This is a genomic window from Enterococcus sp. AZ071 (genome assembly GCF_050499065.1).
In the GTDB taxonomy this organism is placed as follows: Bacteria; Bacillota; Bacilli; order Lactobacillales; family Enterococcaceae; genus Enterococcus_A; species Enterococcus_A ferrettii.
In genome coordinates, this window is sequence record NZ_JBIPAS010000002.1 from 465,611 (window position 1) to 488,765 (window position 23,155).

The 23,155-nt window shown below is 42.5% G+C and carries 19 protein-coding genes; 6 read left to right on the top strand and 13 right to left on the bottom strand.

The annotated features are described in order from the left end of the window. Positions 1-56 precede the first annotated feature (56 nt). The 9 genes from IGI49_RS20740 to IGI49_RS20780 all read right to left on the bottom strand — a co-directional run bounded on the left by IGI49_RS20740 (position 57) and on the right by IGI49_RS20780 (position 15,588). Positions 57-7,982 (bottom strand): LPXTG cell wall anchor domain-containing protein, encoded by a 7,926-nt coding sequence (locus tag IGI49_RS20740; protein WP_429965682.1) that lies wholly within the window; start codon positions 7,980-7,982, stop codon positions 57-59. 46 nt (positions 7,983-8,028) lie between these two features. Continuing rightward, positions 8,029-9,681 (bottom strand): hypothetical protein, encoded by a 1,653-nt coding sequence (locus IGI49_RS20745; RefSeq protein WP_429965681.1) that lies wholly within the window; start codon positions 9,679-9,681, stop codon positions 8,029-8,031. A gap of 40 nt (positions 9,682-9,721) precedes the next feature. Beyond that, positions 9,722-10,036, bottom strand: coding sequence for a hypothetical protein (locus IGI49_RS20750; RefSeq protein ID WP_429965680.1), 315 nt, complete (start codon positions 10,034-10,036; stop codon positions 9,722-9,724). After that, a complete protein-coding gene (locus IGI49_RS20755; RefSeq protein ID WP_429965679.1) occupies positions 10,033-10,206 on the bottom strand; it encodes a hypothetical protein in 174 nt (57 codons plus the stop codon). Before IGI49_RS20755 ends, IGI49_RS20750 begins: the two co-directional genes overlap by 4 nt. Next, positions 10,207-11,046, bottom strand: coding sequence for a DivIVA domain-containing protein (locus IGI49_RS20760; RefSeq protein WP_429965678.1), 840 nt, complete (start codon positions 11,044-11,046; stop codon positions 10,207-10,209). Positions 11,047-11,061: 15 nt separating this feature from the next. Further along, complete coding sequence (locus IGI49_RS20765; RefSeq protein WP_429965677.1) at positions 11,062-11,877, bottom strand: DivIVA domain-containing protein; 816 nt, start codon at positions 11,875-11,877, stop codon at positions 11,062-11,064. Positions 11,878-11,890: 13 nt separating this feature from the next. After that, positions 11,891-13,546 carry a glucosaminidase domain-containing protein gene (locus IGI49_RS20770; protein ID WP_429965675.1) on the bottom strand — a complete coding sequence of 552 codons (1,656 nt, stop codon included), beginning with the start codon at positions 13,544-13,546 and terminating at the stop codon, positions 11,891-11,893. 53 nt (positions 13,547-13,599) lie between these two features. Beyond that, on the bottom strand, positions 13,600-14,013 hold the full coding sequence (locus IGI49_RS20775; RefSeq protein ID WP_429965674.1) for a DUF1149 family protein: 414 nt from the start codon (positions 14,011-14,013) through the stop codon (positions 13,600-13,602). Positions 14,014-14,478: 465 nt separating this feature from the next. After that, positions 14,479-15,588, bottom strand: coding sequence for a tyrosine-type recombinase/integrase (locus tag IGI49_RS20780; RefSeq protein WP_429965673.1), 1,110 nt, complete (start codon positions 15,586-15,588; stop codon positions 14,479-14,481). 518 nt (positions 15,589-16,106) lie between these two features. Here IGI49_RS20780 and IGI49_RS20785 point away from each other — a divergent pair. The 6 genes from IGI49_RS20785 to IGI49_RS20810 all read left to right on the top strand — a co-directional run bounded on the left by IGI49_RS20785 (position 16,107) and on the right by IGI49_RS20810 (position 19,137). Continuing rightward, positions 16,107-16,889: a hypothetical protein gene (locus IGI49_RS20785; RefSeq protein ID WP_429965671.1), complete on the top strand. Its 783-nt coding sequence runs from the start codon at positions 16,107-16,109 to the stop codon at positions 16,887-16,889. Positions 16,890-17,290: 401 nt separating this feature from the next. Then, positions 17,291-17,494, top strand: coding sequence for a hypothetical protein (locus IGI49_RS20790; protein ID WP_429962996.1), 204 nt, complete (start codon positions 17,291-17,293; stop codon positions 17,492-17,494). A gap of 12 nt (positions 17,495-17,506) precedes the next feature. Next, the gene (locus tag IGI49_RS20795) at positions 17,507-17,725 is read left to right on the top strand and encodes a DUF2922 family protein (RefSeq protein ID WP_429965670.1); all 219 of its coding nucleotides are present in this window, start codon (positions 17,507-17,509) and stop codon (positions 17,723-17,725) included. A 123-nt stretch (positions 17,726-17,848) separates the two neighbouring features. Then, complete coding sequence (locus IGI49_RS20800) at positions 17,849-18,232, top strand: hypothetical protein (protein ID WP_429965669.1); 384 nt, start codon at positions 17,849-17,851, stop codon at positions 18,230-18,232. Between the two features lie 38 nt (positions 18,233-18,270). Continuing rightward, positions 18,271-18,927, top strand: coding sequence for a DUF2922 domain-containing protein (locus tag IGI49_RS20805; protein ID WP_429965668.1), 657 nt, complete (start codon positions 18,271-18,273; stop codon positions 18,925-18,927). 96 nt (positions 18,928-19,023) lie between these two features. After that, positions 19,024-19,137 carry a putative holin-like toxin gene (locus IGI49_RS20810; RefSeq protein WP_347298847.1) on the top strand — a complete coding sequence of 38 codons (114 nt, stop codon included), beginning with the start codon at positions 19,024-19,026 and terminating at the stop codon, positions 19,135-19,137. Positions 19,138-19,712: 575 nt separating this feature from the next. Here the strand turns inward: IGI49_RS20810 and IGI49_RS20815 are convergent. From IGI49_RS20815 to IGI49_RS20830, 4 genes are read right to left on the bottom strand one after another with little or no spacing between them, the layout of a single operon-like run. Then, positions 19,713-20,369, bottom strand: a complete 657-nt coding sequence (locus tag IGI49_RS20815) for a ribulose-phosphate 3-epimerase (RefSeq protein WP_429965667.1) — start codon at positions 20,367-20,369, stop codon at positions 19,713-19,715. Continuing rightward, positions 20,366-20,803 carry a PTS sugar transporter subunit IIA gene (locus tag IGI49_RS20820; protein WP_429965666.1) on the bottom strand — a complete coding sequence of 146 codons (438 nt, stop codon included), beginning with the start codon at positions 20,801-20,803 and terminating at the stop codon, positions 20,366-20,368. Before IGI49_RS20820 ends, IGI49_RS20815 begins: the two co-directional genes overlap by 4 nt. A 13-nt stretch (positions 20,804-20,816) precedes the next feature. Further along, complete coding sequence (locus IGI49_RS20825) at positions 20,817-21,950, bottom strand: hypothetical protein (protein ID WP_429965665.1); 1,134 nt, start codon at positions 21,948-21,950, stop codon at positions 20,817-20,819. Continuing rightward, entirely contained in the window at positions 21,943-23,139 is a 1,197-nt protein-coding gene (locus IGI49_RS20830; RefSeq protein WP_429965664.1) for an NAD-binding protein, read from the bottom strand. Before IGI49_RS20830 ends, IGI49_RS20825 begins: the two co-directional genes overlap by 8 nt. Positions 23,140-23,155 lie beyond the last annotated feature (16 nt).

Genomic DNA, 23,155 nt, shown 5'->3' on the forward strand with positions numbered 1-23,155 from the left:
CAGTTGACCTGGTTCTAGTTGTGTAGCCTCATTCACTAATCACATGAACGGCTTACTTATTCTGGTTTCTCGTTTCTTCTTTTCTTTTTCTTTGAAACCTCATAGAAAGTAAGACCTAATCCAACCATTCCCAATCCAGCAACAGAATAGAGCAGCTGGCTGTCTTCTGTACCCGTACTAGGAAGTGATTTCTTGCTCAAGGAAGTGCCTGACGACCCGCTTGACCCTGTACCTGGAAGTGTTTTAGGTTTATCGGAATCTGAATCACTGTCTGAATCTGAGTCGCTATCTGAGTCCGAATCGCTGTCTGAATCTGAGTCACTATCCGAGTCTGAATCGCTGTCTGAATCTGAGTCGCTATCTGAGTCCGAATCGCTGTCTGAATCTGAGTCGCTATCTGAGTCCGAATCGCTATCTGAGTCCGAATCGCTGTCTGAATCTGAGTCGCTATCTGAGTCCGAATCGCTATCTGAGTCCGAATCGCTGTCTGAATCTGAGTCGCTATCTGAGTCCGAATCGCTATCTGAGTCCGAATCGCTATCTGAGTCCGAATCGCTGTCTGAATCTGAGTCGCTATCTGAGTCCGAATCGCTATCTGAGTCCGAATCGCTATCTGAGTCCGAATCGCTATCTGAGTCCGAATCGCTGTCTGAATCTGAGTCGCTATCTGAGTCCGAATCGCTGTCTGAGTCACCTTGAACCACCGTACTCGCTGTTTGGCTTTCTTTATCTTCTTTTCCTTCTTGATGCCCTTTGACTATAGCGGTCACGACATCGCCTTCTTCAAGTACTTTTCCAGTCAGTCTTGCGTATTCATTTGCAATTTCAGCTAAATCATAGAAGAAATTCCCCTCAGAATCCACGGCCACTCCACCAACAATCAATTGGCCATTGACATATATGTCAACTGTGTACGTCCGATCGTAATCCATATTCTGACTTGGTATATTTCCAGAAATAACAGTATCTCCACCTTTATTAGGATTTAATGTTGGTGGATTGACAATCCAATGATCATAATCAGCGTCTGAGTCGCTATCCGAGTCTGAATCGCTATCTGAATCTGAGTCGCTGTCTGAATCTGAGTCGCTGTCTGAATCTGAATCGCTATCCGAGTCCGAATCGCTGTCTGAATCTGAGTCGCTATCCGAGTCCGAATCGCTATCTGAGTCTGAGTCGCTATCCGAGTCCGAATCACTATCTGAGTCTGAATCGCTATCCGAATCTGAATCGCTGTCTGAATCTGAGTCGCTGTCTGAGTCTGAATCGCTATCCGAGTCCGAATCACTATCCGAGTCTGAATCGCTATCCGAGTCCGAATCACTGTCCGAGTCTGAATCGCTATCCGAATCTGAGTCGCTGTCTGAATCCGAGTCACTATCTGAGTCTGAGTCGCTATCTGAATCCGAATCACTGTCCGAGTCTGAGTCGCTATCTGAATCCGAGTCACTATCTGAGTCGCTATCCGAGTCCGAATCACTATCTGAGTCTGAATCGCTATCCGAATCTGAATCGCTGTCGGAGTCCGAATCGCTGTCCGAATCTGAGTCGCTGTCCGAATCTGAATCACTATCCGAGTCTGAATCGCTATCCGAATCTGAATCGCTGTCTGAATCTGAGTCGCTATCCGAATCTGAGTCGCTATCTGAGTCTGAATCACTATCCGAGTCTGAGTCGCTGTCCGAGTCTGAATCACTATCCGAATCTGAATCGCTATCTGAGTCTGAATCGCTGTCTGAATCTGAGTCACTATCCGAGTCTGAATCGCTATCCGAATCTGAATCGCTGTCTGAATCTGAGTCACTATCTGAATCTGAATCGCTGTCTGAATCTGAGTCGCTATCCGAGTCTGAATCGCTGTCTGAATCTGAGTCACTATCTGAGTCTGAATCACTGTCGGAGTCTGAATCGCTATCCGAATCTGAATCGCTGTCTGAATCCGAATCGCTGTCTGAATCTGAGTCCGAATCGCTGTCCGAGTCTGAGTCACTGTCCGAATCTGAATCGCTGTCTGAATCTGAGTCGCTATCCGAGTCTGAATCGCTGTCCGAATCTGAGTCGCTATCCGAGTCCGAATCGCTATCTGAGTCTGAATCGCTGTCTGAATCTGAGTCGCTATCCGAGTCTGAATCGCTATCCGAATCTGAATCGCTATCTGAGTCTGAATCACTATCCGAATCTGAGTCGCTGTCCGAGTCTGAATCACTATCCGAATCTGAGTCGCTATCCGAGTCTGAGTCACTGTCCGAGTCTGAATCGCTATCCGAATCTGAATCACTATCCGAGTCTGAATCACTATCCGAATCTGAGTCGCTGTCCGAATCTGAATCACTATCCGAATCTGAGTCGCTGTCCGAATCTGAATCACTATCCGAATCTGAGTCGCTATCTGAGTCTGAATCACTATCCGAGTCTGAGTCGCTGTCCGAGTCTGAATCACTATCCGAATCTGAATCGCTGTCTGAATCCGAATCACTATCTGAGTCTGAGTCACTATCTGAATCTGAGTCGCTATCCGAATCTGAGTCGCTATCCGAGTCTGAGTCTGAATCGCTGTCCGAATCTGAGTCGCTATCCGAGTCTGAATCGCTGTCTGAATCTGAGTCGCTATCTGAGTCCGAATCGCTGTCTGAATCTGAGTCGCTATCTGAGTCCGAATCGCTGTCTGAATCTGAGTCGCTATCTGAGTCCGAATCGCTGTCTGAATCTGAATCGCTATCCGAATCTGAGTCGCTGTCTGAATCTGAGTCGCTATCTGAGTCCGAATCGCTGTCTGAATCTGAGTCGCTGTCTGAGTCCGAATCGCTGTCTGAATCTGAGTCGCTGTCTGAGTCCGAATCGCTGTCTGAATCTGAGTCGCTATCCGAGTCTGAATCACTGTCTGAATCTGAATCGCTATCCGAATCTGAGTCGCTGTCTGAGTCTGAGTCGCTGTCTGAGTCCGAATCGCTATCTGAATCTGAGTCGCTATCCGAGTCCGAATCACTGTCCGAATCTGAGTCGCTATCCGAATCCGAATCACTGTCCGAATCCGAGTCACTATCCGAGTCTGAATCACTATCCGAGTCTGAATCACTGTCTGAATCTGAATCGCTGTCCGAATCCGAGTCACTGTCTGAATCTGAATCGCTGTCTGAGTCTGAGTCGCTATCCGAGTCTGAATCGCTATCTGAATCTGAGTCGCTATCTGAGTCTGAGTCGCTATCTGAGTCTGAGTCGCTATCCGAATCTGAGTCACTATCCGAATCTGAGTCGCTATCTGAGTCGCTGTCTGAATCTGAGTCGCTATCCGAGTCTGAATCTGAGTCGCTATCCGAATCTGAATCGCTGTCCGAGTCTGAGTCACTGTCTGAATCTGAGTCGCTATCCGAGTCTGAATCGCTATCCGAATCTGAATCGCTGTCTGAATCTGAGTCGCTATCCGAATCCGAATCGCTATCTGAGTCTGAATCGCTATCCGAATCTGAATCGCTGTCTGAATCCGAGTCACTATCCGAGTCTGAATCACTGTCTGAGTCCGAATCGCTATCCGAGTCTGAATCGCTGTCTGAATCTGAGTCACTGTCTGAATCCGAATCGCTATCCGAGTCTGAATCACTGTCTGAATCCGAATCGCTATCCGAGTCTGAATCGCTATCCGAATCTGAGTCGCTGTCCGAATCTGAATCGCTATCTGAGTCTGAGTCGCTATCCGAATCTGAATCGCTATCCGAATCTGAATCGCTGTCTGAATCCGAGTCACTATCCGAGTCTGAATCACTGTCTGAGTCCGAATCGCTATCCGAGTCTGAATCGCTATCCGAATCTGAATCGCTATCCGAATCTGAGTCGCTGTCCGAATCTGAGTCACTATCCGAGTCTGAATCGCTATCCGAGTCTGAATCGCTATCCGAATCTGAGTCGCTATCTGAGTCTGAGTCACTGTCTGAGTCCGAATCGCTATCTGAATCTGAGTCGCTATCTGAATCTGAGTCGCTATCCGAATCTGAATCGCTGTCTGAATCCGAGTCGCTATCCGAGTCTGAATCGCTATCCGAGTCCGAATCACTGTCCGAATCTGAGTCGCTATCCGAATCCGAATCACTGTCCGAATCTGAATCGCTGTCTGAATCTGAGTCACTATCCGAGTCTGAATCGCTGTCCGAATCCGAGTCGCTATCTGAGTCTGAATCGCTATCTGAATCCGAATCGCTGTCTGAATCTGAGTCACTGTCCGAATCTGAATCGCTGTCTGAATCTGAGTCACTATCCGAGTCTGAATCGCTGTCTGAATCCGAATCGCTGTCTGAGTCTGAATCGCTGTCTGAATCTGAATCGCTATCCGAATCTGAGTCGCTATCTGAGTCTGAGTCACTGTCTGAGTCCGAATCGCTATCTGAATCTGAGTCGCTATCTGAGTCTGAATCGCTGTCTGAATCTGAGTCACTGTCCGAGTCCGAATCGCTGTCTGAGTCTGAATCGCTATCTGAGTCCGAATCGCTATCCGAATCTGAGTCACTGTCTGAGTCCGAGTCACTATCTGAATCTGAGTCTGAATCACTATCCGAATCTGAGTCACTGTCCGAGTCCGAATCGCTGTCTGAATCTGAGTCACTGTCTGAGTCCGAATCGCTGTCTGAATCTGAGTCGCTATCTGAGTCCGAATCGCTGTCTGAATCTGAGTCGCTATCCGAATCTGAGTCGCTGTCCGAATCTGAATCGCTATCTGAGTCTGAATCGCTGTCCGAATCTGAGTCACTATCCGAGTCTGAATCACTGTCTGAGTCCGAATCGCTATCCGAGTCTGAATCGCTGTCTGAATCTGAGTCACTGTCTGAATCTGAATCGCTATCCGAGTCTGAATCGCTATCTGAATCTGAGTCGCTGTCTGAGTCTGAGTCGCTGTCTGAATCCGAGTCACTATCCGAGTCTGAATCACTGTCTGAATCCGAATCGCTATCCGAGTCTGAATCGCTATCTGAATCTGAATCGCTGTCTGAATCCGAATCGCTATCTGAGTCTGAATCGCTGTCTGAATCCGAATCGCTATCTGAGTCTGAATCACTGTCTGAGTCTGAATCACTGTCTGAGTCTGAATCGCTGTCCGAATCTGAATCGCTGTCTGAATCTGAGTCGCTATCTGAGTCCGAATCGCTATCCGAGTCTGAATCGCTATCCGAGTCGCTATCTGAGTCTGAATCCGAGTCACTATCCGAGTCTGAATCACTGTCATCATCATTTAGTTCATATTTTATTGCAGTGTCTTCATCTAATGATGTGACCTCAGGCGCCATATATCCTTTTGTTTCATCCTCAGGGTCTAGCCATTTCAAAGGATTTCCTTCACTATCGACTGGTGAATACCCTTCAACATAGTCAATAACTTGATTTGGATTCCTTTTGGTTGGATCGGTTGAATCATTTTCATATTTTATTGGTGTTGGTGGTGTTAGTTCTCCGTCTCCTGTAAAGGTGTAGCTGCCCATTTCTTTATAAGTGTATTTAACCTTCACATCACCGGTTGCGCCTACTTTTCCTAACTCACTTGTATTACTTGATTCATGCCCAGTAACGTTTTTTTCTGTTAGATAATAACCTGTCACTACTTGTGCTTTGTCTTCAATATCATTGCCTACAAGACTTGGATCTACGATTGTAGTAACACCTTCTAAAGGTTGTCCTTTATCATCTACAAAGGTATGCGTTACAGTTGCTGCATTTGGTACTAAAGTTAGGGTTGTATTCTCTATCGGGCTTGCTGGACTAAGAGTACTGTTATTTTGATAAACTGTTCGATCGTCATCTACTAAATGATAACCAGCTGGGATGTTGGCTAGTTTAATATCTTTTACTGTTTCTAAGTCATCATTAATTGCATATGGTCCACTATTGCTTGTCATTTTTGTTAAATCTTCGGCTGAACCTTTGTAGGCTGTCGTGTCGTAACTTAGACTACCGACTTCCTGATAAATGAAATCATAGGACTCTTCCATATCTGGACCAAAAGTAATAGTCATATCCGGTTGTTCTACTAAGACATATCCTTTGTCACGATAGTCTTCTGAAAAGATGTAGTCTTCAGATCCGGTCGTTCCGGATAGTTCTTGACTAGGGTCAATTTCTGTCATGTTGGTTCTTGTGCCATCTGGATCTAATAAATATTTTACTTTTGTCTTGTACTCATTAGGCGTATAGCAGTAGGTAATTGTCGGTGTTTCTTCACCCTCAGCAGGGTACTCAATAGTCATTCCTCCTGTTTCTGGATCAGCACCTACAGGTAATTTAGTCTTATCTAAGGTATAACCAGCAACAGCTATATCCTCTTCAGTAATCTTTAAAGCATCGCTAGGAAAACCTGCTTTGGTTTCTGTACTTTTTATTGTGTTCCCAGCATCATCAACATACTTAATATCAATTGTTGTTTGACCTTCAATAATATATTGATTCGGAGTAGTAGTACCTTCAGTATCTTTCCTATTTCCTATTGAATCACTATATTCAATTTTTAAAGTGTGCGGAACACTTTGGTCTTTAAAAACAATTTCCGGTCTCCATCTTATATCAATACAGTAATTTCCATAAACATAATTAATCATATCTTCGTAGACAGCATTCTTATACGAAATACCATATTTTTTTTCAAAAAAATCGACAGGAGAAATCGCCCCACTAGCAAGATATGCTGGACTATCTACTAATCTGTAACCTGTATCTAATTGACTAAACGCTCTAGCAAATGTATACGTTCCATCGGAATTCTTTTTTGAAGTATAAACAAGACTTCTATGCGCACTAGCCTCTTCCGAAGCCTTTTTCAGAATTTCGGTTATTTCTTCATTTGTAGCATCATCTGGTGTTTCTACGTATTTCGTAGGAATGCCAACAACACTTCCATCTACACTTCTTGTAGTATCTGTACTTTGAAAAACTTTACCGGATCCATCGGCTTTAGGCAGGGAAATTAAGTCCCAAGTAGAGGTTAAATCTTCTTCTTGATTCATTCCTGTATAGCTAAGTATTTCTGATTCTGACTCCACAGTAGCTCTGCTTATTTGTACGACAGTTCTGTTGGTAGGAAGTGTCCCTTTACCATCTTTGACTGCAGAATATAGTATTCCATTAACTTTGTAATCTGAAAGAGCCATCAAACGTCCCGAACTTGGACTTATGCCACTAAATATTCCCCGTTCTCCAGTTCCTGCATCATTTTCATTTGTGGACTTATATGTTTCCACAGCTATATCATTTAGTAATAAAGTTGTTGGTAAACATACGAACTTATCCTTTATAGGATCGTATCCCTTTGTAAAAGAAAACTTGGACTTTGATCTACCAACTAAATTGATCTCTATCCTCTTTTTTTCTATGCTAGTTGTTTCAACTTTTAAAATGAAACTATTTTCTTCCGTCGAATAGGCCAAACCTCCTATTCCATCAATATTTGCTATTAATTCTGATAAAACATTGCTACTATTAATTCCTGTTGAAGTTTCTAATCTAATTGGAATCTTTATTTCATCGCCAACAGCTAATTTATTTGACAAATTATCAATGTTCACTATCATGTGAAGTCCATTTTCGAAATACTGATCCGAAGCTACTTCATTAAATTTATTTAGATTCTCATCAATTAGGTATAAGTCTGACACAGTTACTTCCGCATCCTCGTTCGCAACCCAAGTAGTTGTCCCATCAGGATTCTCCGTAGCTCTTGGCTGCGGTCTTTGCGGCATATCTGTTCCTGCTGTAACAACATCTCCACCCTGCTGTCCAACTTCCTCCACCGGATCACTACTGGCAACCGTTCCTACTCCTTCACCAGTGGCATCCACTACTTCATTCTCTGCGGCATGAGCCAACAGATTGCTTGCTGGGCTTGCCACTGTACCAACCAGCATTGCCCCAGCAACGCCACCTTTAACTACCCAATTCTTCTTAACCTTGTGCATCCGGTATTTCTTGATTGGTTCATGCCGGTACACCATTTTTCTTCTTCTACTCATACGTTTTGCAACTCCCCTTTTTGCTAATTTCCCCTTTGATGCGTATTTACTCCGTGTAAAAATAGGTATAGAAATTGATCAGTCCACTTAAGAAGTGTTCCTGATCATCAATCCGCATACGGAATTTATCATGTCTGGTATAGAAACCATTCACAATCTTATCTGGTCGTTTCATGAACAGCGCCATTTCGGGATGCATGACCCCTTTTTCAATTTCAATCACAGCTCGCTTGATCGCCACTTGTTGTAAGCGCCAGAAATCAGTTTTTGAGACAAATTCAGTGAATTGCCCTTTTTTATAGTCATCGGATGCTTTTAACTGATCCGTCGTTTTGATGGCTGCCATTAATAGTTCCAGTAAGGTTGGATACGCGGTATCCCGATGTTCAATGAAACTTAAGTTTTCAAAGGCATTCTTTAAACCAAACTCATAATATTTTTTGTCTTTCAAGTACAACAAAATTTCGTTCGTGGCGTAGCTCAACCAATGATCGTGATAGCGTTCATAGTTCTTCGCTACAAAGCGATCAAACAGTTTTTTCGCTAGTTCTAAGTGTTGTGGATTCTTAGTGATCGCATAGCCACGCAAGATACTAAAAACCGCTTCGCCATCGTAGTAAATAATATTGAATTTCTTCTTGGTCTCAAGATTCTCATTTAAGATATGGGTGGTTTCACCTTTTTCATCGACAAAGTGCCGTTCCATACCCAAAATCAGTTGATTGATCGCGGCTTCATATTTGGTATTGCTAGTAATCACTTGGAACTTCGCTAAAGCCAAAACAGCTAAAGCCTGAGCACCTAATTTTACGGAAATTCCTGAGCCCGCTTTTTCTTTGATGTATAAGGCATCTTCTTTTTGAATCGTTAGATTGGCTAATCCCCAATCCAATCCTTGTTCTGTCGCTTTCAACTCTTCGGTTTGTTTCAGATATTCCTGCGCTTCCAACAAAGCATACAAACTAGAGAAATGCCGAACGGAATTGTACCCGGTCAGCTTATAATCATAAGTGGGATAGTAGCCATAAATGAACTGGCCGGAATCCTTTATTTGTCGCTGTAAGAAGGCGGCTCCTTGGGTTATTGCGTCATCAATAGCCGGTGGCAGTGTTTGATAATCGACGGTTCGCACTCCTGCTTGCTCCTGTTGGGTAGCTAAGGTTAGCCACTCGCCGTTTTCCAAGTAATACCCTTGCGTATCGAACACATAGAATTTCCGCTGAGCGATTTTATTCTTTAGTGTCTGTCCGTATTTTTTCTTCATATAGCTATCGATATTCTTTTGATCAAAGGACAACTCGGGTGAATTAAAGCCCACCCGATGATTGGCTGAAGGCTTGATCAAGGCATTGCCCATCAATTCTTCTGCTAGAAAAGCCGTATTGAATTTCTTGTCAAAGGCGATACCAGACCGAAAGTAATTGTTGCGGGTGACGACTGACAGCTTGCGCATGAGTTCTAAATACGTGCATTCCTCGATTATTTTAACTACATCTACTCGGATGTATGTCTGCTTGTCTTTCGCTTTCTTTAGTTCTTTTCTTAGCCACTCCAGGCAGTCCTCTAAACGTGCTGTGCGGATATTTTTTACTTTGGCGCGATTATTCCCTTTAGAAACTGATAAAAATACCAGTCGTTCTGCTGTCTCAATCGGCACTTGTTTGATTAACTTTTCCAATTTGGTTACTTGCTGCTCCACTCAAAAACGTTCCCTTCTCCAACAATCTTCTTGCCGATGTTTAACGCCATCGGCCGCGTTTCGGTCCCCATCTGTTCACAATTGGTTTACTCTCTGGTGTCACACGCAGCGGGCTGTCATCGGTATCGGCTTCCCAAGGATACAAACCGTTCTCATCCTTTTCGTAGATAGCTTCAATCCGTTGATTCTCTTCTTCTGCGGTAATTTGCCGATGCTTGTACCGATTTTGTAAATACCGTACAGCCATCATGGTAAACGTGAGGGCAATCAGGATTCGCTTGAAATTAAATCCGCCAGCACCCACAGCACTATCCATAGAAGAAAGCCATGCTGTTTGAAGTAGTTGTGTCATCATTGCCTCAGCTCCTTCATTCGATCGGCCAGTAGGAGGATTTCCTTCAAGGTCTTGTATTCTTTAAAATCATAGAGAGACACGACCTTATGAGTGAAAGTTTCCCCTAGCATCAGGTAGCGCAGCACAAAAGGATCATAGATGGACGTGAGTCGCGGCTCTTCATTCTTCACTTACATGACCTCTTTCTCCCGTTCCAGCACCTGCGTGGTGGATGGTTGTCTGGCTTGTGTTTCCTTTCGGACTGTTTCATTTTTCTTTGTTAAGGCTTCAATACTTGCCGTGTATTCTTGACTAATTTCCTGTCTGGCAGCGGTCATCATTCCAGCGAAGGTCTGAATCTCGTCATGGATCGAGGCCTTCAGCTGCAACAAGTCGTGCTGTTTTTTCTCCAGCAATTGTTGTTGAGCCGTTAACTTTACCGCCCATTCCTCCTGCTCTTTTTGCAGGGCACTGATTTCCAGCTTGCTGCTGAAGAGGTTTTGCAGGCGCTCTTCTTCGGCTTGGTTCATTAGGGCTTGTTGTTGTTGTTCCGCTTCGGTTAACAACGTATGTTTTTGTTGCTGAGCAGTGGTTAAAATACTAGTCTTTTTCCGTTCGGCTTCTTCCAGTAGTTTATTGGCTGCTTTCTCAGCTGCTTCCAGTGTTTGTTGGGCAATTCGCTTCATCTTGGTGATGTCTTGGTAGTCTAGATGCAGCTGCTTGAATTGGTCCCACTCGGCTTTTTGTGTTCTTAGTTGATTCAGTGCCGTTTCTAACTGCTGAATCTTCTGCAACAAGTCGTTCTTTTCCGTTTCTTGTTGGGTAGTCAAACGGTTCTGTCCGGCTTGTTTTGACGTTAGCTTGGTCTCTAGTTTTTCCTTTTCTTCAATCAGACGACGGATCCGTTCGTCATAGGTCTCATAGTCATCGGCCACGTTTCGCAAAAAATCATTGACATCACTCTGTCGAAAGCCGCCTAAAGCATTCTTCTTAAAGGTGAGCTTGCGCAGTTCAATTGCTTCAAAATTCATTGACTTGTTTCCTTTCTACGCTTGGATTTGGTGCAGCTTGTCATCAAAGGTTCCTGCCCAGTTTTGCCATTTCACATCGTTGATTTTAGCTAATGCGGCTTTATAATCGTAGATCAGCGTATCGCGGAAATTGATTTCTTCCCGCTTAGCTGCGTCGATTTCCTGTTTGGTTTGCGCCATCTCTTCTGCTAGTAGACTTAACTCATGCTTGGCCTGTTGCAGCATCATTTCCTTTTCTTGTTCCAGCTTCACTAATTCTTGTTGGCAATGGGCCTCTATTTCCTGCTTCCGTTGTTCGGCTGCAGCCAAGACCTGATTGGCTTGTTGCTGGATCGCTCGACGACTGGTTTCGGCTTGCTTTAAAAGGTTCGTCTTCTCTTCTTTGGCTTCTTTGATAATGCGACCGCGTTCGACATGGGCCTCTTCAATGATCTTAGCCCCTTCTTTTTCGGCACTGCGTTCAATTTCTAACGCTGTTTCCTGCGAAATTAGAATGGCTTCTTGGAAGGTACTGCTGGGCTGCTTGGTCGCTTCTTGTTCTTTTTCCCAAGCTAATTGCTTCAAACGTCCTTCCAGCTCTTCCGTTCGCTGTTTTTGTTCGTGCAGCTCGATGACATAGCGCGAACGTTCTTTACTGAACTCGTCTTCCTGCTTCTTCTGCCGAACAGTGATCATTTCGATATCTTCTTGCAGGTCTTCCTTGTCCTGTTCAAAGCGCCGATAATCTTTGGCGACATAGTGCAGGAAATCGTCCACATCGTATTTCCGGTAACCGGAAAAGGATGCCACTGGAAACGTGGTTTTTTTAATCTTTTCTGAATCGAATTTCATGGAACTCCCCCTCCTAAAACAACACTGTTGCTGGATCAACCAGCCGCTCCACCGCTAAGGTTGAATCTAAGCACAATTCAAAGTGCAAATGGCTGCCGGTACTGTTACCGGTTGAACCAACAAAGCCAATCGTTTGTCCTTGTTCGACCCGCTCTCCGGCATTGACTGCGAAGTTGCGTTGATGGGCATACAAGGTTGTTTCTCCATTGTCGTGTTGAATCACGACGTAATTGCCCCAAGAGTAGTGGTACTCTGCAACCAAAACTTTTCCTGCTTTACTGGCAAAGATTGGCATGCCTTCACCAGCGGCTAAGTCAATACCTCGGTGAAATTCACTACCGCGCATTCCGAATGGACTTGATACAACGAAATCATTCAATGGCAGTAAATAACCGGATGAAGCCACTTGATTGGTGGCTTCAGATTCTTCTTTCGGATGATCGTATTGTGTTAAGTTATAGGTTTCGATTAAGCCATTTAGTTTCTTGTTGTAAGAAGTATCTGTGGCATACTTGCCTGTTAAGAATGCTGTCGCTTCTTCATAGTTTTCAGTAGTCGTTTTCCAAGCTCCTTTATAAAAATCAGAATTGCCAGAAATCCCTTCTTTCAATAATTTCGCATAATCTTCAAAGCAATCTTCATAATCGTCATAGGCTCTGAAGCTGGCTTGGATCGTGGTCATGTTGCCACCACCCGTATCTTCTTGCGTGGCGAAACTAACGCTCTTGCCTTCGTGTGCTCCCTTAATTCCAAATAAGTTATAGTTCGGTGCTTGTGCCAATTGGCTGCCGCCCGAACCGGATTCTAAAATGGCTTGAGCAATCATGACCGACGCATAAAGTTCCTGTTCTTGCCCAATCTTTCGTGCCGATTCGCCAATTTCTTCAATAAATTCTGTCGTCGTTAAGTTCCGATCAAATTTGATTGAACCATGACTAGCAGTAGTTTGTTGCGGACCAACGGGCACGATATTCTCTGGGGAGTGCACAACAATCGGTTCAGTTACTGGCTCTTGGACCGGTTGTTGTGCAGGCTGTTGCACGTAAATGACTTCAAACTCAGATTGAGGAGTGGGGGTCTCTTTTTCTGGTTCAACTGGTTTGGACGGTTCTGGTGCCGGAGTTTCCTGTTCAGGCTCCGGCTTTGGTTTTTCTGGTTCAGGCTTTGGTTTTTCTGGTTCAGGCTTTGGATCTGGCTTCTCTTCCGGTTTAGGAGTAGGAGTCGGTTTTTCTTCTGGGTCACTTAGATCAGGGATGGGAGTAGGTACTGGTTCAGTCTCCTCCTCGTCTTCCGAATCAGGCGTTAACACGTTTCCTTCCTCTTTAACTGATCCTCCCTCAGAAGGAGCAGTGATTGTTTCCTCATTATGAATCTCCTCATTTACAGGTTTGGAATCTTCCTTTGTCTCCGTTGGAGCAGCTGAGGAAATGGTTGGCTGTTCTACTGTTACCGACTCACTGGTCGACGCTGCCTTCCCGCTGATCGTATTCTCCGTTGAAAGGGTGCCTTCCGCCGCATGAGCCAACACAGAGGTGCTGTTTATGGCAATTGAAGCTGACCCCAACAAGGTTGTGGTTCCAATAATCCCTTTCCTTAGTGTCGGATGTTTACTGCGTGATCGAAAGACTTTTTGTTCCCACATTCGCTGATACCTTTGCCTTCTTTTCAACTCTTTCCTCTCCTATCCATCTCCATTGGTTGCTTGAACAACCGGGGTGCTTTCTATATACTTAACTTATTTATAGGTAAATCTGGATTACCGACTTGAGTAAAATCAAATGAAGTCCCTGGCTCATTTAAGGCAATTTCACTGACTTCATACGTTAACCGTTGCACAAGCTCTAATAAGGGGGTGGCTAATTCCGCAATTTCAGCCTCGGTCAGGTCTTTCTGGGTTTCAACCTGTTTATTTTTTATGTGATTAATTTGAGTGATGCCGCCTGAAATCTTAAATTTCTTAACCGCTAATGAGAAATCTAATCGGGTGCCCACTGTACTTGTGTAGTGTTCTTGTGATTCTGGATGTTCCGTTTCCAAAGGAAGAATACTTAGATTGAGGAGCTGTTCCTCTGTATCTTCTTGGATGCGATCGTAATGAAATGCTTCCACTAGCGGGTGGCGTCTGTGAATCTCCATTTTGTTCCCTCCTGACTATCTGTAACAACTTAATTTATTACTACTTAACAATGAAATAAATAAAGAAAAATGGTCGCATCAATTGCTTTAACGCCATTTTTAATTGGAAAAATCGATTCATTTAGTCACTGATTGCCCCTCTTAACTCATGAAATTTATTTCTTGGTTTTAACAAGACCAAGAGAACCAACTAACAATCCTATGAAGACAATAAAAAACCGCCAATTGACGGTCTTTGACGGTTTAAAAAGTTTGTGAAAAATAAAATGAAGAAAAATTAATAAATAATGAGAGAATATTTCGGATAATTTTTTCAATTTACTGCGTTGATCCTTGAAACGATTCTTCAGGGAAACACGTTTTAGTGAGACAGACATCTACATCCAACAAAGTAAGCGCTTTCTTTAAAAACGAAAAAAGAGTTGCCCGATAACTAAAATGCTTACTTTTTGTAAGTGAAAGCTATTAGCTGATGGCTCGTTCCATCTGTTTGACCACCTTGATTCGTTGCTCCAACATCGAATCAGTATAGGTGTCTAACGTTAACTTCGCTGAGCTGTGGCCCATGAGCTGGCTAACACTCTTGATATCCCCTTTGCTCTCGATGCAGCGGGTCGCAAACGTATGGCGCAGCTGATGGAAATGGATGTGTTCCAGCTTAGCTTTACTCCGCAGCTTATGAAAGTGATAGGTCAATAGACGCGGCTCTGCCGGGTTTTCTTTGGTTGAAAAGACAAATTCCCCAGTTGAGTCTGCTTGATGCTTCAACAATAATTCTCTCAACAGACCACTCATAGGAATGTACCGGGCAGAAGCTTCTGTTTTAGAACTGGTGTGAATCAGCTCTGTTTTACTCTCCTTGTCCAAAACACAAAAGACACGTTGAAAGGTTGAATGGACGTGAATAGTATTGTCATCAAAATCAATGTCCTGCCAAGCCAACGCCGAGGCTTCGCCAATGCGTAAGCCAGCATGCAAAGCCAGAAGTATTGGCAATCCTTTACTGGTCTTTTCTGTTAAGGCAATTGTCTCCAATGACTTTTGTTCTTTTTTTGTTAAGGCCTGATGCTTATTTTTAACTGCCTTTGGTAATTTTACTGAAGCAAAGGGAGCAGCCTTCAAAAGATTTTTGGTAATGGCAGAATGAATGCACTGATTGACAATTCGGAAAATGACTTGGATCGTCGAAGCCTTAAGTTCCTGTGCTTTTAATGATTCCAGCAACTCTAAACCAGCTGCTTCATCCAGTTCATTCAGCGCATAATTGCCAATCACCGGCAAGACGTAATGCGTTAATTTGTGCTTGTAGTTGGCATGGGTTGATTGCTTCACGTGCTCTTCTGCCTCATAGAGCCAGCGCTGTCCCCATTCTTCTAATAGGATGCACGCTCCTCCCTGGGTTTCCTGGATCAATTGATACTTTAGCTTCAATGGATACAATTTCTGGCGGACTTCTTGAAGGGATTTGCCGTATACCGAGCGGTATTTCCGTTTTCCATTCGCTTTTTTGCCAACAGAATAACGCCCTTCCCAACGTTTGTCCTTTCTTCGATAGATATTTTCTCCTCTGCGCATAAATAATTTCCTTTCTATAGAATGACGGAATTTTTGACGGTAAATAGAGAACCCTGTTCTACTGCCATTCTTTATTTCTTCTTTTTCCAACAATAAATAAAACGATTCAGATTAATTATTTTTTTAAAAGATATTGCGTATTCTAAGCGCATATTCTATAATTAATTCAGTTAAGAATAAATTTTACAACTGATTTTGTTTTGATTTCTCGATTCCTCTTAGTTTTGTTAACACTAAGATATATTTCCCGCTACGAACGATCATTTTTAACCTCTCTCCACTACAAAAACGAGTATAAATCTAATTTTCCCCTCATTTCATTATAATACAACGACATAGTTTATTGGAATTTACAAATAGAAGTTTGTGAATTTTTCATTTTATAAAAGTTATTAACTAGTGTTTTTTATTAATTACACTATTCCCAAATGAATTGGTTAAATGTACTATATTAGTATCCCCTTAATAACTGGGACAAGTAAAAATTATACCCTAAAAAATGATCGGAGTGAGAATCAATGTTACCTATAAAAAATGAAGAATTATGGATGAATGAAAGCGATATTTTGTTAAACTGCCAAGAATGGGGTCCAGATTGGGCGCGTGAATTAGAGCGAGCCGATCCTATTTACCCAACCTTGGATATTATGCAGACCCACCTTGTTCTGCCAATCCCTGGGCAAAACGCAACCCTCACCTTTTATGATGAGAACCAGTGTTACCATTCTCCCTTCAAAACGCTGACCACCTTACGGCGGAAGGAAGAAGCGCTAACCTTCTATGACTACCCTCTTACCAGTCAGGTGTTCACTCATTTACACCAGCATTTAAACGTTTTTCAGAGCCGCCTGCATCCCATGGTGAATGCCCTGTATGTGCTTTTTCCGCTAACCACCATTGAGCATACGATCTGGATTAATCCTTTATCCATTCACACCGTCTGGGAAGACTCTGGCCGAACCTACATCAAGATGGCCAGTGGCCCTGGAGCGGTTGTCAAAACCCGCAAAGAAACCATTATCAAATATGCCGCGAATGCGGCCCTGGCTTTTGCCTGTTCCGAACGGGATCTGCCTTGGCCAACGAAACGATCACGTTACGGGACACCGCTGGACTATTTACAATTGCCAGACACGCCATTCGGACTCCTGTTAAGCAAGCAGCCGGTTTTACAACAATTTCCTTTCGAGTCTGGGATTTATTATCACCAATATTCGACTCGCTGGACGGCCCACTATCAGGCTGAAGCAGAGAGAAATCGCGGCTTCGATGCCTTCCCTTTGGATGAACAGTCCGTATGATCAGACAAAAATAAATAACTAGAAAATAGAGGTAGTTTCCCTTTCATCAGGTGAAACTGCCTCTTTGGTTGTTCTTATTTTTTCGTTTTTTGTTATTTTATCTTTTTCTCAAAAAAGCTGAAACTGCTCTTTTCGTTGGTATATCAGGGTTTATCGGCTTTTTACCGCAAAAGGAGAACACCCCGATTAAAAAAACTTTTCTGGTACCCCAGCCCCTTTTTCCACTTTCTCAAAAATCAAAAGCCTGTTAAATCAAGGTTTTGATTTTTGAAAAGGGCCTGTAAGCCCGAATTATACTCTGGGGTCCCTATAGCTTTTTTTTGAAAAATTATTTATTGTTTAGTCACCGGCCGGGACACAAAAACGAAAAATAAAACAACACCATTGGAGGAATGAAAAAAATGATCCAACTACTAGGAACAAAATTGCAGGTCCAAATTGAACAGAATGGCGAAGACAAACAAAAGAAAGTCAATTTCAGCAATATCGTCAATAATCCAGCGGAAGCCGACATCGTAGCATTAGGGGAAATAATGGCTGACCTGGCACCGGATAGTTCGTTAGACAGCGTAATCGTGACAAACCAAACACGAGTTACTAAATAAAGGAGGTTAACTATGCCTACAACTAAACTAGTCGCTAGATTTCAAACGGAAGATGGGAAGAAGCAAACTTGGTCTTATGAAACGCCCAATACGAGTAAAACAGCAGAAGAAATGAAGGAAACACTTGAGAGAATGACTCAACTAAATCTGTTTCAAAAGCATGGCATTCGTCAGTTTGCGGCGATCCAAAGTGCTGAATTTATTACTACCAAAGAAACAACGATCTTTTAGTCACTTATTATAAAAGCTTCGTTCACTTAGACATTTTCGAAGTCATCACTAAAAACAATACTGAAAACATTAAAAATAGCCCCGCAGTCTGAGTCCTGCGGGTGCTAAAGGAGGAATTAATCGATGTCAGAACAGCCTTTTACCACTCATCAGCTGTTTCATTCAAAACAAGAAAAATTAGAAGAAGAAATTCTGAACTTCTATCAAGAAACACAGGACAGTACTGTCACTATCCAAGTTTTACTAGCCGCTAAGGTTCGTTACCAGCTAGGCGACACAGGCTTTCACTTATTTATGAAGGGATTGGTACGGCATTTATTTGCCAAAGCAACCGTTAACCGTGCCCTTCGCCGTTACTTCTTTTTCTTTGCGGACTATTTTACCAAAGATGAGTGGCAGAAGCTGACTGCCCGATGTTTCCCAGCTGAGCCTGTCACCACTGAATTATTTAAAGTTACTGAAGCCAATACCCTTGGAGCTGTTCTGTCTGCAGCAGAAAGTTCCTGACTACTAATTAACTAAACCCAAAAAGAGGAGAGATCTATATGTTAAAACTAAATGCTTCATTTGAAGACGAAATGGGAAAAAGACACCGTTGGTCTTACAATGAACCTAATCCAAATCTAACACCTGAGGAAATTCGTACATCCTTAGAGACTTTAACCACACTGAAACTATTTGAGAAAGACAATGTGAAGCAATTCCAAAAGGTGGTTTCTGCTAAATTCGTGGAAACGATTGAAACACCGCTCTTTGATTTATCAAAGCCAGCTCCACAGGCGTATGTAGCAGATCCCGATAATGTATTTGCGCCACAATTTGTGACCGAAGAAGTATCCCAAGTCTCTGAAGCTAAAGAACTGCCTGTTAATGAAGAGAAGAAGTCTGAGATAACAGTAGAAGCTGTTGCGTCAGCTGAACAAAAACCAGCATTACCGGTTTCAACTAAAATAGTAGAAGATAGCACAGCTGGTATTGTAAAGAGAACAACTCCAACCGCTATTCCAACTGCACCTGTCCCTGAAGCCATCAAACCTAAGAATCTTCCAAATGATTCAGCCAAACAACTGCTTGAAGTGACTGAATCACAGGAATCTGAAGCTCCTGCTAAACCGATCAACCCACGGAAGGCTCAGGTAGACCGAGTCCGAGCCTTTCATGAAGCCAAGAAGAAGAAAAAAGGGACGAAGAAGAAACGCTAAACTGTCTTTCTCTCCTGCCCTTACCTGTCACAAAGGTGGTGATGATTGATTGAGCAGTGTTTCTGGCGGTGGCTGAACTCTATAAAGGAGGGATGCTTGGATGCTTACCCTAGGAAAGGATTCTCCGCCATGACTGTGTTTCAAGCGTTGACGCTGGCAATTGCCTTTGCGACCTTGATCATCACCATTGATCGACAGAACAAGAAATAGATTCTACTCTTCTAGTTCCACAGTCACCGTCTTAAATGGTGCTACTGGGGTGCCAGCGCGCGGCACCTCTTATCTGAGTAGAGGGTTACTATTTTTCTGCTACATAAATGGAAGCTGGATTGAAGAATTTGTTCATTGACAACAGAATATTTTTTAGAAAGATCTAGCTGCTTCGAAACTCTCAGAGGATATAAGGAAACTGTTGCAAAAATAAGTGGCTGGCAGTATGGAATTGGTGGGTGCCTTAGAAATCTTTACTGGAAACTATTGCTCAATGAATTTGAAAAATATTTACTTCATACCCAATTCCAAGTCGGGATTTTTATTTTTCGATTTTTCTCTATAGCATTTTAAACTTAGAAAACCTTTCAACCGAAAAAACGACTCCAGGAACTTGATCATTTCCTTAGAGCCGCAATGTATACCATTTATTTCCACATATTGGATTGTTCTGTGCTATCTACTTTCACATATGGTTATTAGTGTGTTTCATAAGTTTATGAGCTTTTTCAACAAAAAACAGTATTCATTTTTAAGTCCATCAGAAGTCGAAAGCAATCTTTGTAATTGTCTTGTTATGCTTCTAGGCTTCTCAAAGATTTAATCAGATTATCGTAAGTCTCTTCTTTTTTAAATAGAGCAGAGGTACCTAAGACAAATCCATCCACACTCATTTTGAGCTGGTTCTCTATTTTATCAGGCGATATTGCCCCATCTGTATAGATTTCAAAGGAATAAGCTTTTTCCTCTCTTAAATCAGCAAGCTGTTGAATTTTTGCATCGACAAGATCAAGATATTTTTGTCCAGCAAAGCCTAAATTAACAGTCATTACAAGAACGGCATCCACCATTGGCAACAACTCTTGAATGGTGCAAATAGAAGTACTTGGACTTAGAACGATGCTTGCTTTAAGTCCCTTTTCCTTTATTTTTTGAATTGTTTTACTGGGTTCAGGATCTACCTCTGGATGGATATGAACCATATCACCCGAAACCAATTCAAAATAATCGATAAACTGATAAGGGGATTCCGTCATCAAATGGACATCCAGTGGTTTCTTGGAAACTCTTTGTACCGCTTGAATATCCTGCTGTCCTAATCCAAAGCTTTTGACGAAGTGTCCGTCAATAACATCAATATGATAGCCATCAACACCTGCTTCATCTAATTTTTTAATTTCCGAATCAACCTGAGAAAAATCGAGACACATTAACGAAGGCAATAATTTCACGACGGATCTCCTCCATTCACATTAAATAGTTGCTTTAAGTCGGCAATACCTTCACTGCCTGCGGTGATCGCTTTTTCTTTAAGTTCTTGAACATTTCCGACTGTCTGACTGTTAACGACCGCTTCGATTAACATCGGGAGATTCACACCAGCGACGAACTCGACATTGGGCGTATTCTCGTTCAGTTTATTTAAAATTAAAGCACTCCGATTTGATGGACTGCCACCCAGCAGGTCGATAAAAACCAAAACTTGTCTCCCTTGTTCTAAAGAAGTAAAGATTTTCGATTGAATTTCTTGTTCTAAATGCTCTACATCATCGCCATGAAAGAAGCCAACATAAGTGATGGGGGTTGTTTCTCCGACAATGAGCGTTACTGTTTCTTCAAAAGCTTTGCTTAGTGGTCCGTGTGTAGCGACTACAATATCAATCAAGCTGCTCACTCCCTTAGTTATTCAATAAATTTAGCAATTGAATGGATTCTCGATTTTTTTTGATTTCTTGATAATAATACAAGGTCTTTTCTATATAAGGTGCATCCTCTTTGATTTCTAACAGTTCAGCCAGTAATTTCCGGTGGTCACTAGGCATTTCGGGTTCGGTGATCCCTTGTAGTTCTTCCCAATAAACCAATGCCGCAGCTGCATTAAAAGGTAAAATCTCTGTATCCAACTCATTTTGTCTAATAATCGTATAGGGTGCATAGATTCGTTCGGTTTTGCCAAGCTTACGTTTGGCTGCCCGACCGTTTTTAATACAGAAATCGATAATTGCCCGATCCTTAAACTTAGTCATCGCTTTGTCAGAAAAGTCTTTTTGCTCTTCTAGGGGAATGTTAAAATATTTTGCCAAGCTAGGATTCAAGCTTTCCTGAAGCTGATCGATCATCGTTAAAATTTCAGGATCATTTGCGGCGTCACCAAATAATTCGTAGCCTTTAAGATACCCTAAATAGCTTATGATCCCAGCAAAACAGTTATACGTATAAATTTTACGTTTTAAATAGTTTTCAAAATCATGGATCTTTTCTGCTCCATTAAAATCAAGTGTGCCCTCAAAATGATCGGTATCATAAGGGAAGTGGGTGATATTTTGTGACAAAATGTCCAACCGTGTTTGTTCTAGATTGATTGTTGAACAAAATACCGCCGTTTGTGACACGTTAAAATTTAAATCCTGTTCAAATACTTCTACTAAAGCTTCGTGAAGAACTTTTCCAGGGTTAATGCCGTTTTCACAGGTTAATAATTGTGGCAGGTTTCTATCCGACTGCCAATTTTTACGGATCGTTGTGGCAACTGCTTTTAAATTTTGTTCCCCTACCGCAGTAAAAATCATGTCTGCTGTTTCCAAAACTTCGGATAAATCATCCTCCACATGATAGCCTTTGATCTTTTCTACAATAAAAGGGGTGCGATCTTTATTGTAAAAATGAATGGAAAAGAAGCCATCTTGATTGATTCGCTGGATCAGTTCCTTATCCTGATCAACGAAGACAATCTCTACATTTTTTTCAACTAAGTATCTTGCGGTGTAGCCTCTACCTGTCTGACCTGCGCCAAAAATGACTACTTTATTCATCTTCCTTCACCTGCTTTATCCATTCTTTTTCTTTCAACTCATCAATCGCCGCAAGTACCAATTTTAATAAAGCATCATTTTCTTTTAGTCCAGACAGCTCCTCTAACGTTTTGATATCTCCCTTTTCTTTTCTCATCTCCTGCAGCTTTACGGATACAGGATCTTCCTCGTTATCATAATAAAGCGCAGCTGCGATTGCTTTAGCAAGTGCCCTAGGCTCAAACCCTGAGTCTAAGGCCATTTTCGCAGGGCCGATTAAGCGATCGGTCGGCGATAACTTGCGAATTGGATCTCTAGCGATACGATCCACAGCATCAATAATTGTTCGACTTTGGTATTTTTCTTTGGCAATCTGAGAAAACTCCAGCTGACTCTCTTCTGATACCTGCAATTGAGCGATCAACGCTCGATTTATCTCATCGTATCCTTGATCAAGTAGTTCAACTATTTCAGGATCGTTCGCCGCATCACTCAATACTGTATACCCTTTTAGCGAACCTAGGTAGGCAATCAACGCCACACTGGTATTATTTGTATAAATTTTTTGATACAGCATCTTGCCAAACTGCGGATCAAACTTAAAATATTGCCAGTCAGGGAGTTGATTGACCGTTATTCGCGCTTGATCGACGGGAATCTCCCAATAATCCTGCACCCAGGTATCCATCTGATTTTTCAGATCAAAATCCGCTGGTGCTGAGGTTCCTGAAGCGCGAATTACAGATTGGCTAACATCATTTCCATCTTCAAATTTGTTTTGCTCCGCTTCAGATAAACCATTTAGAATCGCTTCGTGAAGTTCCTCCGCTGGTGTGAGCCAATTTTCACAGGTGATGAATACATTTTTGGGAAGCTGATTTTGCTGATACAACTCATGGTAAGCTTCTGAAATTTTTTCTCCCACACCTGCCAGATTTTTACCGCCTACTGCAGTGAAAACAACGGCGGATTCTGCCAATTCTGTTGCCAGTCGTTCTTTATCAGAGAGTAAATATGCCTGATAGTGATCAATAACTGTATCCTTTTCTGCGTTTCCCAAAACATGAACGGTGTACGTTTTATACTCATTTAGCTGCTCCACCACCGATGGATTCACATCAAAAAATGTCAGCTCTACCTGATTGCGTTTTAATAGCGACGCCACAAATCCTCTACCTATTCTACCTGCACCTATAATAATTGCCTTCATCAATACTTCCTCCCCG

Coding starts and splice junctions, on each gene's coding strand:
- IGI49_RS20740 (WP_429965682.1), bottom strand. CDS start 7,982: ATGAGTAGAAGAAGAAAAATGGTGTACCGGCATGAACCAATCAAGAAA.
- IGI49_RS20750 (WP_429965680.1), bottom strand. CDS start 10,036: ATGATGACACAACTACTTCAAACAGCATGGCTTTCTTCTATGGATAGT.
- IGI49_RS20760 (WP_429965678.1), bottom strand. CDS start 11,046: ATGAATTTTGAAGCAATTGAACTGCGCAAGCTCACCTTTAAGAAGAAT.
- IGI49_RS20765 (WP_429965677.1), bottom strand. CDS start 11,877: ATGAAATTCGATTCAGAAAAGATTAAAAAAACCACGTTTCCAGTGGCA.
- IGI49_RS20775 (WP_429965674.1), bottom strand. CDS start 14,013: ATGGAGATTCACAGACGCCACCCGCTAGTGGAAGCATTTCATTACGAT.
- IGI49_RS20780 (WP_429965673.1), bottom strand. CDS start 15,588: ATGCGCAGAGGAGAAAATATCTATCGAAGAAAGGACAAACGTTGGGAA.
- IGI49_RS20785 (WP_429965671.1), top strand. CDS start 16,107: ATGTTACCTATAAAAAATGAAGAATTATGGATGAATGAAAGCGATATT.
- IGI49_RS20790 (WP_429962996.1), top strand. CDS start 17,291: ATGATCCAACTACTAGGAACAAAATTGCAGGTCCAAATTGAACAGAAT.
- IGI49_RS20795 (WP_429965670.1), top strand. CDS start 17,507: ATGCCTACAACTAAACTAGTCGCTAGATTTCAAACGGAAGATGGGAAG.
- IGI49_RS20800 (WP_429965669.1), top strand. CDS start 17,849: ATGTCAGAACAGCCTTTTACCACTCATCAGCTGTTTCATTCAAAACAA.
- IGI49_RS20805 (WP_429965668.1), top strand. CDS start 18,271: ATGTTAAAACTAAATGCTTCATTTGAAGACGAAATGGGAAAAAGACAC.
- IGI49_RS20825 (WP_429965665.1), bottom strand. CDS start 21,950: ATGAATAAAGTAGTCATTTTTGGCGCAGGTCAGACAGGTAGAGGCTAC.
- IGI49_RS20830 (WP_429965664.1), bottom strand. CDS start 23,139: ATGAAGGCAATTATTATAGGTGCAGGTAGAATAGGTAGAGGATTTGTG.